The organism is Achromobacter sp. D7-1 (genome assembly GCF_059760445.1).
Map to the genome: position 1 here is coordinate 23,615 of NZ_JCBAMT010000033.1, position 14,171 is coordinate 37,785.

The 14,171-nt window shown below is 67.3% G+C and carries 14 protein-coding genes and 1 riboswitch; of the genes, 11 read left to right on the forward strand and 3 right to left on the reverse strand.

Going from position 1 to position 14,171, the window contains the following annotated elements:
- Nucleotides 1–48: 48 nt before the first annotated feature.
- From AC6LKD_RS15940 to AC6LKD_RS15990, 11 genes are all read left to right on the forward strand, one after another.
- On the forward strand, nt 49–723 hold the full coding sequence (locus AC6LKD_RS15940; protein WP_492273936.1) for a 5-formyltetrahydrofolate cyclo-ligase: 675 nt from the start codon (nt 49–51) through the stop codon (nt 721–723).
- Nucleotides 724–1,147: 424 nt separating this feature from the next.
- On the forward strand, nt 1,148–2,581 hold the full coding sequence (locus tag AC6LKD_RS15945; protein WP_498116761.1) for a circularly permuted type 2 ATP-grasp protein: 1,434 nt from the start codon (nt 1,148–1,150) through the stop codon (nt 2,579–2,581).
- Nucleotides 2,582–2,583: 2 nt separating this feature from the next.
- Nucleotides 2,584–3,555, forward strand: a complete 972-nt coding sequence (locus tag AC6LKD_RS15950) for an alpha-E domain-containing protein (protein ID WP_013396803.1) — start codon at nt 2,584–2,586, stop codon at nt 3,553–3,555.
- A gap of 10 nt (nt 3,556–3,565) precedes the next feature.
- Nucleotides 3,566–4,369: a transglutaminase family protein gene (locus AC6LKD_RS15955; RefSeq protein ID WP_498116762.1), complete on the forward strand. Its 804-nt coding sequence runs from the start codon at nt 3,566–3,568 to the stop codon at nt 4,367–4,369.
- A 55-nt stretch (nt 4,370–4,424) separates the two neighbouring features.
- Nucleotides 4,425–5,288: a proteasome-type protease gene (locus AC6LKD_RS15960; protein ID WP_013396805.1), complete on the forward strand. Its 864-nt coding sequence runs from the start codon at nt 4,425–4,427 to the stop codon at nt 5,286–5,288.
- 222 nt (nt 5,289–5,510) lie between these two features.
- Nucleotides 5,511–6,509 carry a tripartite tricarboxylate transporter substrate-binding protein gene (locus tag AC6LKD_RS15965; protein ID WP_013396806.1) on the forward strand — a complete coding sequence of 333 codons (999 nt, stop codon included), beginning with the start codon at nt 5,511–5,513 and terminating at the stop codon, nt 6,507–6,509.
- A 58-nt stretch (nt 6,510–6,567) separates the two neighbouring features.
- Nucleotides 6,568–7,335 (forward strand): IclR family transcriptional regulator, encoded by a 768-nt coding sequence (locus AC6LKD_RS15970; protein WP_013396807.1) that lies wholly within the window; start codon nt 6,568–6,570, stop codon nt 7,333–7,335.
- 294 nt (nt 7,336–7,629) lie between these two features.
- Nucleotides 7,630–8,082, forward strand: a complete 453-nt coding sequence (locus AC6LKD_RS15975; RefSeq protein WP_042796041.1) for a MaoC family dehydratase — start codon at nt 7,630–7,632, stop codon at nt 8,080–8,082.
- 23 nt (nt 8,083–8,105) lie between these two features.
- On the forward strand, nt 8,106–8,963 hold the full coding sequence (locus AC6LKD_RS15980) for an HpcH/HpaI aldolase/citrate lyase family protein (RefSeq protein ID WP_498116763.1): 858 nt from the start codon (nt 8,106–8,108) through the stop codon (nt 8,961–8,963).
- Between the two features lie 2 nt (nt 8,964–8,965).
- Nucleotides 8,966–10,123 (forward strand): CaiB/BaiF CoA transferase family protein, encoded by a 1,158-nt coding sequence (locus AC6LKD_RS15985; protein ID WP_013396810.1) that lies wholly within the window; start codon nt 8,966–8,968, stop codon nt 10,121–10,123.
- A 29-nt stretch (nt 10,124–10,152) separates the two neighbouring features.
- Nucleotides 10,153–11,127, forward strand: coding sequence for a Bug family tripartite tricarboxylate transporter substrate binding protein (locus AC6LKD_RS15990; RefSeq protein ID WP_013396811.1), 975 nt, complete (start codon nt 10,153–10,155; stop codon nt 11,125–11,127).
- A gap of 79 nt (nt 11,128–11,206) precedes the next feature.
- Here the strand turns inward: AC6LKD_RS15990 and metF are convergent, their stop codons facing one another.
- The 3 genes from metF to ahcY form a co-directional block, all read right to left on the reverse strand.
- Nucleotides 11,207–12,055 carry a methylenetetrahydrofolate reductase [NAD(P)H] gene (metF, locus tag AC6LKD_RS15995; RefSeq protein WP_013396812.1) on the reverse strand — a complete coding sequence of 283 codons (849 nt, stop codon included), beginning with the start codon at nt 12,053–12,055 and terminating at the stop codon, nt 11,207–11,209.
- The gene (locus tag AC6LKD_RS16000; protein ID WP_006389784.1) at nt 12,055–12,390 is read right to left on the reverse strand and encodes a phage holin family protein; all 336 of its coding nucleotides are present in this window, start codon (nt 12,388–12,390) and stop codon (nt 12,055–12,057) included. Before AC6LKD_RS16000 ends, metF begins: the two co-directional genes overlap by 1 nt.
- A 120-nt stretch (nt 12,391–12,510) precedes the next feature.
- Entirely contained in the window at nt 12,511–13,929 is a 1,419-nt protein-coding gene (gene ahcY / locus AC6LKD_RS16005) for an adenosylhomocysteinase (RefSeq protein WP_013396813.1), read from the reverse strand.
- A gap of 100 nt (nt 13,930–14,029) precedes the next feature.
- Nucleotides 14,030–14,164, reverse strand: a riboswitch (S-adenosyl-L-homocysteine riboswitch).
- Nucleotides 14,165–14,171: the final 7 nt, after the last annotated feature.

The window sequence follows — 14,171 nt, forward strand, 5'->3', positions numbered from 1 at the left end:
TCGCCCGCACGTTCGCCATCATTTGTCCATCCCTCTTACAGCCACCGCATGACTACGCAAAATACTCCAGAGGATACCGCAGTACAGCTACGCGCGCGATTGCGAAAACTGCGCGCCGAACTGCCGGAAGACCAGCGTAGCCGCGGCGGCCTGCTCATGCGCGCCCGCTTGTTCACCTGGCTGAACGTGGCGCGCGACGAAGCCGTGCGCGCCGGCCGCCCCGCGCCTGCCACCGTGGCCGCCTTCTGGCCCATGGCCGACGAGCCCGACCTGCGCCCCCTGCTTGAACAATGGGTCGAGAACGGCGTGGCGGTGGCGCTGCCCGTGGTGCGCGAACGCAACGCCCCGCTGGCCTTCCTGCCCTGGACGCCGGACGCCGAATTGCGCGCCGGCCCCTACGGCATCCAGGAACCGGTCGCAGGCCCCGAACTGCTGCCGGACGTGGTGCTGGTGCCTACTCTGGGCTACACCGAACAGGGCGACCGCCTGGGCTACGGCGGCGGCTATTACGACCGCACCCTGGCCGCGCTACGCGACCGCGGCCACCCGTTCATCGCCATCGGCATCGCCTGGAGCTGCGGCGAACTGGACGCCGGCCATGAACCCGCCGCGCACGACTTCCCGCTGGACGCGGTGCTGACCCAGGACGGCTGGGTGCCCCAGGCGCCGCTGGAACAAGGCGGCACGGGCGGCACCACCCTGCACAGCTTCCGCATGAACTGACGCACCAGCTTAGGCCCGCCAGCTTGCACCAAAACGGTGCATGACCTAACATAGCCTGCGAGGCCGGCCACGTCCCCGGCCCTATTACGCAGCACGTCGCGCACCTTGCGCGGCCCGTCTCGGCGGCGCCACCGCGCTGCCCCATCCGTTCCCCCTGGCCCAGCTTTTCCGCGCCAGCCCGACTGACCCCGTTCCACCCGCCAGCCCCGGCCAGTCCGCGCCTGGCGCTTGCGCCATCCCTGGCCTCAGCCGCCGCGGCGATGGCGCCGCAACGCCCTTCGGAGGATATTGGTCCCCAGGGGCGCGCCCCGCGCGTGCCAGCCAGGCTGGCACGCGTGTTGCTTAATCCTTTGCAACCGGCCGGACATCGGCCGGGCGGTTGTCGCGCGCGAGCGCGGCGGCCAGCACCTGTACCGGAGGAGCCATGAAGGACAGATCAGCCCGTCCCGCCGCCTATGACGAAATGCGCGACAGCGCCGGCGGCATACGCTCCCATTGCCAGGCTTTCGAGCGCTGGCACGATGAGCAGTCCGCGCAGGCCATGGCCGCGCGCCGCCTGGAAGCGGACCTGAGCTTTCGCCGGGTGGGCATCACGTTCTCGGTGGCGGGCGACGCGGCCGGCACCGAACGGCTCATCCCCTTCGACCTGATCCCGCGCATCATCCCGGCCGACGAATGGCGCCTGCTGGAAGCTGGCCTGAAACAGCGGGTGCGCGCGCTCAACATGTTCATCCACGACATCTATCACGGGCACGACATTGTGCGGGCCGGCGTCGTGCCTGCCGAACAGGTTTTCCTCAACGCCCAATACCGCCCCGAAATGCAGGACGTGGACGTGGCCGAGGACATCTACTGCCACATCGCCGGCGTGGACATCGTGCGCGCCGGCGCGGGCGAGTTCTATGTGCTGGAAGACAATCTGCGCGTGCCGTCCGGCGTGTCCTACATGCTGGAGAACCGCAAGATGTCGATGCGGCTGATGCCGGACGCCTTCAGCCGCATCAAGGTGGAACCGGTGGCGCATTACCCCGACCTGCTGCTGGACAACCTGCGCGAAGTGGCGCCGCACGGCGGCGACGATCCCACCGTGGTGGTGCTGACGCCAGGCATGTACAACTCGGCCTACTTCGAGCACGCCTTCCTGGCGCAGCAGATGGGCGTGGAACTGGTGGAAGGCCAGGACCTGTTCGTCGAGCAGAACACCGTCTACATGCGCACCACGCAGGGACCCCGCAAGGTGGACGTGATCTACCGCCGCCTGGATGACGACTTCCTCGACCCGCTGTCGTTCCGCGCCGATTCCGCGCTGGGCGTGCCCGGCCTGCTGTCGGTGTACCGCGCCGGCCGCGTCACGCTGGCCAATGCCATCGGCACCGGCATCGCCGACGACAAGTCCACTTACCTGTACGTGCCGGACATGATCCGCTTCTATCTGGCCGAGGAACCGATACTGTCCAATGTCCCGACCTGGCGCTGCAACCGGCCGGACGAACTGTCGCACGTGCTGGCCCACATGCACGAACTGGTGGTGAAGGAAGTCCACGGTTCGGGCGGCTACGGCATGCTGGTGGGGCCGTCGGCCTCGCGCGCCGAGGTCGACGCGTTCAAGGAACGGGTGCGCGCCAATCCCGCCAACTACATCGCCCAGCCCACGCTGGCGCTGTCCACCGTGCCGACCTACGTGGAATCTGGCGTGGCGCCGCGTCACGTGGACCTACGCCCCTACGTGCTGTGCGGCAAGGACATCCGCACCGTGCCGGGCGGCCTGTGCCGCGTGGCCCTGATCGAGGGTTCGCTGGTGGTCAACAGCAGCCAGGGCGGCGGCACCAAGGACACCTGGGTGCTGGAGGAGGACTGAACATGCTGAGCCGAACCGCAGACAATCTGTTCTGGATGTGCCGCTATACCGAGCGCGCCGAGAACACCGCCCGCATGCTGGACGTGAACCTGCAGATGTCGCTGCTGCCGCAGGACGCGCAGACGCGCGAAGGCTCGTGGCTGGCGGTGCTGCGCATCTCCGAGCTGCAGGGCCTGTACCAGAGCAAGTACGCCTCCATCTCGCCGCACGACGTGCTGCAGTACATGGTGCGCGATCCCGAGAACCCCTCGTCCATCTATGCCTGCATGCGCGCCGCCCGCGAGAACGCGCGCGCCGTGCGCGGCAGCCTCACCACCGAAGTCTGGGAAACCTACAACACCACCTGGCTGGAACTGCTGAAGCATCTGCATACCGGCCTGCTGGAGCGCAACCCGGGCGAGTTCTTCGAATGGGTGAAGTTCCGTTCGCACCTGGCGCGCGGCGTCACCATCGGCACCATGCTGGAGGACGAGGCCCTGTACTTCCTGCGCATCGGCATGCATCTGGAACGCGCCGACAGCACCGCGCGCATGCTGGACGTGAAGTTCCACGAACGCAGCGCCAATGGCCAGGACGGCCGAACGGAGCCCGCCGGCGCGGCGGCGCTGCAAAGCGAGTTCTACCGCTGGTCGGCGCTGCTCAGCTCGGTATCGGGGCTGGAGATCTACCGCAAGGTATATCGCGACGTCATCACCCCTGACCGCGTGGCGGAGCTGCTGATCCTGCACGGCGACATGCCGCGCTCGCTACTGGCCTCGATGCGCGCGGTGGCCGACGACCTGGCGCGCGTCTCCAACCAGCGCTCGACCGAAACCGAGAGGCGCGCCGGCATGCTGTGCGCGGAACTGCAATACGGGCGCGTCGAAGACATCCTGGACAGCGGCCTGCACCAGTACCTGGAGCGCTTCCTGGACCGCATCAACGATCTGGGCAACCGCATCAGCCAGGACTTCCTGGTGCCGCTGTCCGCCTAGGGAGACCGGAATGAAACAGATCATCACCCACCTCACGCACTACCGCTACACCGCGCCGGTCACCTACAGCATCCAGACCCTGCGCCTGACCCCGCGCGACGACGAGCACCAGCGCGTGCTGCGCTGGCACATCGAAGCGCCCGGCGCGCTGGACAAGCAGGTGGACGCCTACGGCAACATCACGCACACGCTGACGCTCAACCAGCCGCACAGCGACATCGAACTGCGCGTGGTCGGACAGGTGCTGGTGGCGCCGCTGGAACGCGGCCTGCTGGGCAGCGAGGACAGCCGCCTGCCGGTGCACGCCTATTGCGTGCAGACGCCGCTGACCCAGGCCGACGACACCGTCATGGCCTTCGCGCGTGGCGTGTTGCCCAGCGGCCTGAACACGCCCGACGACATCCTGGCCCTGGCCACCGCGGTCAGCGACCGCGTCGCCTACGAACCCGGCACCACCGATGTCACCACCGCCGCCAACCAGGTGCTGGCCATGGGCCACGGCGTCTGCCAGGACCATGCCCACCTCTTCCTGGCCTGCGTGCGTGGCCTGGGCGTGCCGGCCCGGTATGTCAGCGGCTACCTGTACACCACCGCCGAGCACGCGGCCAGCCACGCCTGGGCCGACGTCTGGCTGCCCGACGTGGGCTGGACCAGCGTGGACATCACCAACCGTCAGTTCGCCTCCGACTGCCACTGTCGGCTGGCGGTGGCGCGGGACTACGACTCGGCCTCGCCGGTGCGCGGCGTGCGCAGCGGCGGCGGCCAGGAATCCATGGAGGTCAGCGTGCAGGTCCAGACCAGCGCCCAGCAGTAACATCCCGCCGGCCGCGCCGCAATACAATGCGGCGTGGTTTTCCCAATTTCAGATCATGACCTACTGCGTCGCCGCCCGCCTTGATTCCGGCCTGGTTTTCCTGGCCGACTCCCGCACCAATGCCGGAGTCGACCAGATCAGCGTCTTCCGCAAGATGACCGTATTCGAACGTCCGGGCGACCGCGTAATGGTGCTGATGAGCTCCGGCAACCTGGCGGTCAGCCAGGCCGTGCTGAACGCGCTGGCGCGCCAGCATGACGAAGGCGGCGAAACCGTCTGGAACGCGCCCGACATGTTCGAGGCCACCCGCCGCGTCGGCGCCGCGGTGCGCGACGTCTATCACCGCGAAGCCCCCGCCCTGCGCGAGCAGGGCGTGGACTTCAACGTCAACCTGATCTTCGGCGGCCAGATCGGCACCGAGCGCTGCCGCCTGTTCCAGGTGTATTCGGCCGGCAACTTCATCGAAGCCGGCCAGGAGTGCCCGTACTTCCAGATCGGCGAAGCCAAGTACGGCAAGCCCATCCTGGACCGCGTGCTGCGTCCCGACACCTCGCTGGACGAAGCGGCCAAGTGCGCCCTGATCTCCATGGATTCCACGCTGCGCTCGAACATCTCGGTGGGCCTGCCGCTGGACCTGCTGGTCTACGACACGCACTCGCTGCGCGTCACGCACTTCGCCAGCATCGACGAGCACAACGAGTACTTCCGCATGATCCGCGGCACCTGGGGCGAACGCCTGCGCCAGGTCTTCGCCGAGATCCCGGACCCGCTGTGGACCCAGCCCGACTCACCGGATTCGCTGGTGCCCCCCAGCCGCGTGCACCAGCCGCTGCGCGCAGAGCCGGTGGACGTGCCCGCGGCAAGCTATGCCGCGCCACAGGTGCTGGCAGAAGATCCGGGCAAGGATCAGGCGAACTAGGGGCACTGTTCACCTTCCGTTATCGAAAGCCCACGGGCAACAGCTTTGTTGCGGTGGGCTTTTGCACATGGATGATCGCCCTTCCGCGTAAACCCTCCTTTCCAGCAACCGAAGCCCGGCTTGCGGAACCGCGAATTCTCATCCGGGCGTGGGCGCGCCACACTGGTGTCCGGCCGTCATGCTTTGCCTTGGGGGCCTCGACAACACCACAAGGAGCGAGACATGCCCCCCATCTACGCGCGCGCGCTCAAGCGCGCGGCCTGGCCCGTGCTGGCCCTGTCCTGCCTGGTCTCTGGCAACGCCGGCGCACAAGGCGCCTACCCCAACCATCCCATTTCGCTGGTCGTGCCGTTCGCGGCGGGCGGGCCGACCGACGTCGTGGCGCGCAGCCTGGGCGCGTCCATGTCCAAGACGCTGGGCCAGAGCATCATCATCGAGAACCGCACCGGCGCGGGCGGCACGCTGGCGTCGCAGCACGTGGCGCGCGCCGCGCCCGACGGCTATACCTTCCTGATCCACCACAACGGCATGGCCACCGCGCCGGCGCTGTACCGCAAGCTGTCGTTCAATCCGCTGACGGACTTCGCCTATGTCGGACAGGTGGCCGACGTACCGATGACGCTGCTGGGCCGCAAGGACCTGCCCGCGGATGGCATGAAGGACTTCATCAAGTACGCCAAGGAAAACGGCAACAAGATCAACCTGGCCAACGCCGGCTTGGGCGCGGTGTCGCAGCTCTGCGGCATGCTGCTGCAGGAATCGCTGGGCGTGCAGTTCACCACCGTGCCCTACGCCGGCACAGCGCCGGCCATGACCGCGCTGCTGGGCGGCCAGGTGGACGTGCTGTGCGACCAGACCACCCAGACCATTCCGCAGATCAAGGCCGAACGCGTCAAGCTATACGGCGTCACCACGCTGGACCGCATCAAGACCCTGCCCGATGCGCCGACCCTGCAGGAAAACGGCCTGAAGGACTTCGAGGTCAAGGTCTGGCATGGCGTCTACGCGCCCAAGGGCACGCCGCCCGAGGCCATCGCCAAGTTCAACGAGGCACTGCGTGCCGCGCTTAAGGATCCGGCCTTCACGCAGAAGATGGCGGAACTGGGCGCCGAGATCGTGCCGGAATCCAAGCAGACGCCGCAGGGCCTGCAGACCTGGCTGCAGTCCGAGGTCGACAAATGGGGCGGCATCATCCGCAAGGCGGGGGTGTACGCCGACTGACGGCACGGAGGGACAGCGGCGGTTGCCGCTGCCCGTTCATGAATATATATTCCCGTGCATGAGTACGAACGACGTAAAAAGCGCCAGGCGCGTCCTGGACATCCTGCAGTTCTTCGCCGCGACGCGGGCGCCGGCCACGCTGTCGCAGATCTCGGCCGGACTGGGCATCCCCAAGTCCAGTTGCCTGGCCTTGCTGGACACCTTGGAAGGCGACGGCTACGCGCATCAGACCGCGGGCCGTTATTACCTCACCCGCCGTTGGCTGAACGAGGCCCGCACGGTCGCCGAGCATGATCAACTGACCACGCGCATCCGGCCCACGCTGGAAGCGCTGCGCGACGAGCTGGACGAGACCCTGATCCTGGCCCAACGGTCCGGCGACCAGGTGGTCTACCTGGACGTGGCCGAACCCGAGCGCATCGTGCGTTTCACCGCCAGGGTCGGCCAGCAGAAACCGCTGCATGCCTCCGCCTCCGGACGCGCGCTGCTGGGCGCCATGCCGCCCGCCGAGCGCGAAGCGCTGGCCACGCGCCTGCCCCTGGACCGCTACACCGGCAAGACGGTCAAGACACACAAGCAGCTGCTGCAGCTGATCGAAACCGAAGCCAGGCGCGGCTGGCACGTCAACCTGGCGGAACATCAGGCCGACACCCTGTCGGTTGCCGCGCCGCTGGTGCTGTACGGCGCCGTGCTGGCGCTGGTCGTCGGCGCGCCGCTGGACCGCTCTGCCGCCAAGGCAGACCGCATCGGCCAGACCTTGCTTGCCGCCAGCCGCGAACTCACGCAACGCCTGGACAGCCCGGCGCCCGCCGCGCCTGCCTACTAAGGCCAGTCCCTAAAAAGGGACACTCCAAGCCCCGGCCTCCTCCCTGTCCCTGACATGGGACGGCCGCCCCCCCTTTCCTGCCCCCACGCCACGCGCTCTCCGCGTTGGTGGCGCGCGTCCGCGCCCGCCACCGCCGAAATGACTGCTGCGGGTTTACGCCAAGCAAAAACCATTGCCCGGTTTCGTTCATATCTATAAACTTTTGTTCAAGAATAAGAACGCGAGTCGAATTTACCGGCAGCGCGCTCTCGAAATCCGGGCCGCTCCCGGCGCTCCACACACGAAGGAAAGAATATGGCTGGCCTCTACTACGAACAGTTTTCTCCCGGGCAGGCGTTCGAACATGCCTGGACCCGCACCCTGACCGAAATGGACAACGTGCTGTTCAGCTCCCTGACGATGAACGTGCAGCCGCTGCACCTGGACGCGCACTTCGCGGCGCAGACGGAGTTCGGCAAGCCCCTGGTCAACAGCCTGTTCACGCTGGGCCTGCTGATCGGCATGACGGTCAACGACACCACCCTGGGCACCACCGTGGCCAACCTGGGCATGACCGACGTGAACTTCCCCAAGCCCGTTTTCGCGGGTGACACCCTGCACGTGCGCACCCGCGTGCTGTCGGTGCGCGAAAGCAAATCGCGCCCCAACGCGGGCATCGTCGAGTTCGAGCACACCGCGCTGAACCATCGCGACGAGGTGGTGGCCACGTGCAAGCGTTCGGCCCTGATGCGCAAGCGTCCGGCCTGAGCCTGCCGCCGCCCAGGAGGACCATGATGACCCGCTCCCTGTTGTTCGTACCCGGCGATTCCGGGCGCAAATTCGATCACGCATCCGCCAGCGCCGCCGATGCCCTGATCCTGGACCTGGAAGACTCCGTCGCCCCGGACCGGAAGCCAGCGGCGCGCGCGGAAGTCCGCGCCATGCTGGAGCGTGGCGCGCCGGCCAAGCAGCTGTGGGTACGCATCAACGCGCTCGACAGCGGCGACGCCCTGGCCGACCTGGCCGCGGTGATGCCTGCCGCCCCCTACGGCATCGTGCTGCCCAAGTGCGCCGGCCGTGCCGACCTGCTGCACCTGTCGCACTATCTGGACGCTTTCGAGGCCGCCGCCAATACGGCGTCCGGCGCCACCCGCATCCTCGCCATCGTCACCGAAACCGCGCAATCCCTGTTCGGGCTGCACGACTACCGCGATGCCACACCCAGGCTGTGGGGACTGTCCTGGGGCGCGGAAGACCTGGCCGCCGACGTCGGTGCGCTGCGTAACCGCGACGCGGGCCGCTACACGGAGCCCTTCCGCCTGGCGCGCTCGCTGTGCCTGATGTCCGCCGCCGCCGCCAGCGTGCGTGCGATCGACACGGTCTGCGTCGATCTGGACGCGCCCGATGTGCTCGCGGCCGAGGCCGGCGAGGCGTTTCGCGACGGTTTCGTCGGCAAGATGGCGATCCATCCGCGCCACATCGATGCCATCAACGCCGCGCTGAGTCCAAACGACGGCCAGTTGCAGTGGGCCCGTGCGGTGATCGCGGCCTTCGCCGCAAACCCGGGCGCGGGGACCTTGCGGCTGGACGGCAAGATGATCGACCGTCCGCACCTGCGCCTGGCGCGCCGCCTGCTGGGGGAGGACTGACCATGCCCGGACCACTGCACGGCATACGCGTCATCGACATGACCAGCGTCGGCATGGGACCCATGGCCACCCAGATGCTGGGCGACATGGGCGCCGACGTGATCAAGGTGGAATCCGCCGAGGGCGACGTGTTCCGCCACGTCACGCCTCAGCGCCACGCCGCCATGAGCCATACCCATCTGAATCTGAACCGCAACAAGCGCAGCGCGGTGATCGATGCCAAGACCGCCGAAGGCCGCGCGCAGCTGGACGCGCTGATCGGCGGCGCCGACGTCTTCATCTCCAATATGCGCGCCCCAGCCATGCGCCGCCTGGGCCTGGACTACGCGACGCTGCAGCCCCGCTTTCCCGAGCTGGTCTATTGCGCCTGCTACGGCTATTCGGAGCAAGGCCCCTACGCGGGACGCGCCGCCATCGACGACACCATCCAGGCCGCGTCCGGCATGGCTTGGCTGCAGGGCGGCGCGGGCGCCGAGGCGCCGCGCTATGTCAACTCCGTGGTCGCCGACAAGGTCGTGGCGCTGTACGTGGCCAACGCCGTGACCAGCGCGCTGTTGGCGCGTGAACGCGGCGCGGGCGGCCAGGCCGTGGAAGTGCCGATGTTCGAATGCATGGTGGCCTTCCTGGCGCCCGAACATCTGGCCGGGCTGACCTTCGTGCCTCCCGAAGGGCCGGCGGGCTACACGCGCCTGCTCAACGAGTACCGCCGCCCCTTCCGCACCCAGGACGGCTACATGAGCGTGGTGCCTTACACCACGCCGCAATGGCAGCGCTTCTTCGCGCTGGCCGGCAACCCCGAGATGGCGCAGGACCCGCGCTACCTGACGCTCAACAGCCGCAGCAAGCATTTCCCCGAGCTGTACAGCTATGTCGAAAGCGTGTTGGGCACGCGCACCACCGCGCAATGGATCGAACTGCTGGCGAGCGCCGACATCCCCTACGCGCCGGTCAATGGCTTCGAGGAATTGCTGGCCGATCCGCACCTGCGGGCCACCGGCTTCTGGCATGAATCCGAGCACCCCACCGAAGGGCGCCTGATCCAGGCAGGCCTGCCAGTCAGCTTCAGCCGCACGCCGGCGGATATCCGGCGGCACCCGCCCGGACTGGGCGAACACACAGCCGAAATCCTGGCGGAAGTCCAGGCCGGCCGGGCCGCCTGAGCCCAGGTTCCAAGCACGAGGAGACAGACATGAAAAACAACATCCAATCCGCCCTGATCGCCGCCGCGCTGTGCCTGCCGTCCCTGGCAGGCGCGGCCCCCGGCTACCCGCAGGCGGACAAGCCTATACACTTCGTGGTCGGCTTTCCCGCCGGCAGCACCATCGACAACGTCTCGCGCGTGGTGGTCGACGATATCCGCGCCCGCAGCGGCGCGCAGATCATCGTCGAGAACAAGCCCGGCGCGCTGGGCGTGCTGGGCGTGGACACGGTGGCGCGCGCCGCGCCCGACGGCTACACCATGATGCCGAGTTCCAGCGCCACCAGTTCGTCCGGCCCTTACCTGTCCAAGGCCTTCCAGCGCTACGACGCCATGAAGGACTTCACCCAGGTCGGACGCGTGGTCCGCTTCGACGTGGTCATCGTCACCCGCGCCGCCGGCCAGCATGGCGATGCGCGCCAGCTGGTGGCGGCGGCCAAGGAGAAGCCAAACTCGGTGACCAGCGGCTATGGCTCGGGCACGGGTCAGGTCGTCGCGGCGGCGTTCAGCCGCGCTGCGGGCGCCGACGTGCTGGCCGTGCCCTATAAGGGCCAACCGGCAGCCATCACCGACCTGCTGGGAGGGCGTATCGATTTCGTGGCGGCCGACCTGGGGGCCGTGCTGCCCCAGATCCGCGCCAAGAACCTGAACGCCGTGGCCCTCGTTTCCAATAAGCGTTCGACCATCCTGCCGGCCGTGCCCACCGCCCAGGAACTGGGTATGGGCAGCCTGGACCTGACCGGCTGGATCGGCGTGGCCGGCCCCGGCGGACTGGCGCCCGAGGCCGCACAGTGGTGGTCCGAGCAACTGACGGCCACGATGCGCGAGCCCGCGATCCAGGAAAAGCTGCGCGCCATGGGCATGGAGCCCGATCTGGCCACGGGCGAACCGCTGCAGCAGTTCGTGCGGTCCCAATACGACGCTTGGGGCCAACAGATCCGGCAGGCGGGCATCCAGCCGGAGTAAGCGGCCAGCGCACGCCCAAAGAAAAGCCCACCCTTGCGGGTGGGCTTGGCCGTTACGGCGGTTGCCAAACGCGCCGCCGCTACGCCTGCAGCGACAGTTCCTTCCACACCGCCATCGGCGCTTCCGCGTGGTTCAAGGTGTAGAAATGCACGCCCGGCGCGCCGTTGTCCAGCAGGGTCTGGCACAGCTCGGTCACCACGTCCACGCCGAAGGCGCGGATGGAAGCCTTGTCGTCGCCGAACTCGGCCAGGCGCAGGCGGATCCAGCGCGGCACTTCCGCGCCGCACATTTCCGAAAAGCGCAGCAGCTGCGTGTGGTTCGTGATGGGCATGATGCCCGGCACGATGGGCACGTTCACGCCCTTGGCCTGGGCCCGGTCGACAAAGTCGAAATAGGCGTCCGCGTTGAAGAAGTACTGCGTGATGGCCGCGTCGGCGCCGGCTTTCACCTTGTTCACGAAATGGTCCAGGTCGGCCGAGGGGCTGGCCGCCTGGGGGTGCATTTCGGGATAGGCCGCCACTTCGATGTGGAACCAGTCGCCCGTTTCCTCGCGGATGAACGACACCAGCTCATTGGCGTAGCGCAGTTCGCCCGCATCGCCGCCCATGCCCGAGGGCAGGTCGCCGCGCAGGGCCACCACGCGCCGCACGCCGTCGTTCTTGTAGGCCTGGAGAATGTCCCGCAGGTCCTGGCGCGTGGCGCCGACGCACGACAGGTGCGGCGCCGCCTCGCAGCCCAGGTTGCGCAGCGTACGCACGGCGTCCGCCGTGCCGGCGCGCGTGGAACCACCCGCGCCGAAGGTCACGCTGACGTACTTGGGCTGGATGGCCAGCATCTGCTTGGCCGCGCGCACCAGCCGCTCTTGGCCGGCCAGGTCGCGCGGGGGAAAGAATTCCAGGCTGAAGGCGGGAGTAGTCGAGTCAGACATCAGGGGATCAGTTTGGTAAGCAAGCCAGAGATGATGCTGTACAGGATCGCACCGCCCACGGCCCACCAGAACCCGTTGACCTGGAAGCCCTTCAGCACGGAGCCGACGAACCAGAACAACAAGGCGTTGATGACGATGAGGAAGAGACCGAGAGTGACGATCGTGATGGGCAGCGTCAGCAGCACCAGCACCGGCTTGACCAGCATGTTGACCAGGCCCAGCACCAGCGCGGCGATGAGCGCCGATCCGAAGCTGGCCACGGTGATGCCGGGCAGCAGGTAGGCAACGGCCAGCAAGGCCACCGCGTTCAGGATCCAGACGAGTATCAAGGCCATGTTCGATCTCCTGTTGTGAGCCTGCCGGCCCTACCGCGGCGATACGTTCGCGGCAGGGATCCTGCAGGCCGGAAAGCCCGCGCCGACGTGGCGCGGCACTTCCCTATTTTGCTACAACCATCAATAGCGGTAGTGCTCGGGCTTGTAGGGGCCTGCCACCGGCACGTTGATGTAGTCGGCCTGGTCCTGGCGCAGGGTCGTGAGCTTCACGCCCAGCTTCTTCAGGTGCAGGCGGGCGACCTTCTCGTCCAGGTGCTTGGGCAGCACGTAGACCTGGCCCGAGGTGTAGGCTTCGTTGCGCGTGAACAGCTCGATCTGGGCGATCGTCTGGTTGGCGAACGAGGACGACATCACGAACGAGGGGTGGCCGGTGGCGCAACCCAGGTTCACCAGGCGGCCCTGGGCCAGCAGGATGATGCGCTTGCCGTCCGGGAAGATGACGTGGTCGACTTGCGGCTTGATTTCTTCCCACTTGCAGTCGGCCAGGCTGGCGACGTCGATCTCGTTGTCGAAGTGGCCGATGTTGCACACGATGGCCTGGTCCTTCATGGCGTTCATGTGCTCACGCGTGATGACGTGGTAGTTGCCGGTGGCCGTGACGAAGATGTCGCCGTGGGCGGCGGCCTCTTCCATGGTCACGACCTTGAAGCCTTCCATGGCGGCCTGCAGGGCGCAGATCGGATCGACTTCGGTGACCCAGACCTGGGCGCGCAGCGCGACCAGCGCCTGGGCGCAGCCCTTGCCCACGTCGCCGTAGCCGGCCACGACGGCAACCTTGCCGGCGACCATCACGTCAGTGGCGCGCTTGATGCCGTCGACCAGCGATTCGCGGCAGCCGTACAGGTTGTCGAACTTGGACTTGGTGACCGAGTCGTTGACGTTGATGGCGGCAAAGGCCAGTTCGCCCTTCTGCGACATCTGGTACAGGCGGTGCACGCCGGTGGTGGTTTCTTCCGTCACGCCCTTGATCAGGGCCAGGCGGGTCGAGTACCACTTGGGATCGCGCTTGAGGGTTTCCTTGATGGCGGCGAACAGGATGCGCTCTTCGTCGCTGCCCGGGTTGGCCAGCACCGAGAGGTCCTTCTCAGCCTTGGTGCCCAGGTGCAGCATCAAGGTGGCGTCGCCGCCGTCGTCGAGGATCATGTTGGCGTTTTCGCCATTGGGCCATTCGAAGATCTTGTGGGTGTACTGCCAGTACTCTTCCAGGGTCTCGCCCTTGACGGCGAAGACCGGCGTGCCCGACGCGGCGATGGCGGCGGCGGCGTGGTCCTGCGTGGAGAAGATGTTGCACGAGGCCCAGCGCACTTCGGCGCCCAGCGCCACCAGCGTTTCGATCAGCACGCCGGTCTGGATGGTCATGTGCAGGCTACCGGCGATGCGCGCGCCCTTGAGCGGCTGCTTGGCGGCGAATTCCTCGCGGATGGCCATCAGGCCGGGCATTTCGGTTTCGGCGATGGCGAGCTCGCGGCGGCCCCAGCCGGCCAGCGACATGTCGGCGACGAGGTAGTCGGAGAAGGATTTATCGGTCACAGCATTCATGGTGTGTAGGCTCCACGTGAAATACGAACGGCGCACGATATGGCCGGACAACGCGAAGACACCACGATGGTCGAGTGCTCGCCTTTCCCGCCATATGCGACAAAGGTGAGCGCCGTTGCTGTAGCGCCGCGCAAAGCGCGCCGCTTGAACAAGGATTCCTGAGCCTGGCGAGCCTGGTTCCGCAGCCGTACAAGCTGGCGGGAACCGCAGGGTCGTCGCAACGCTCCTCAGGATTGCCGAGG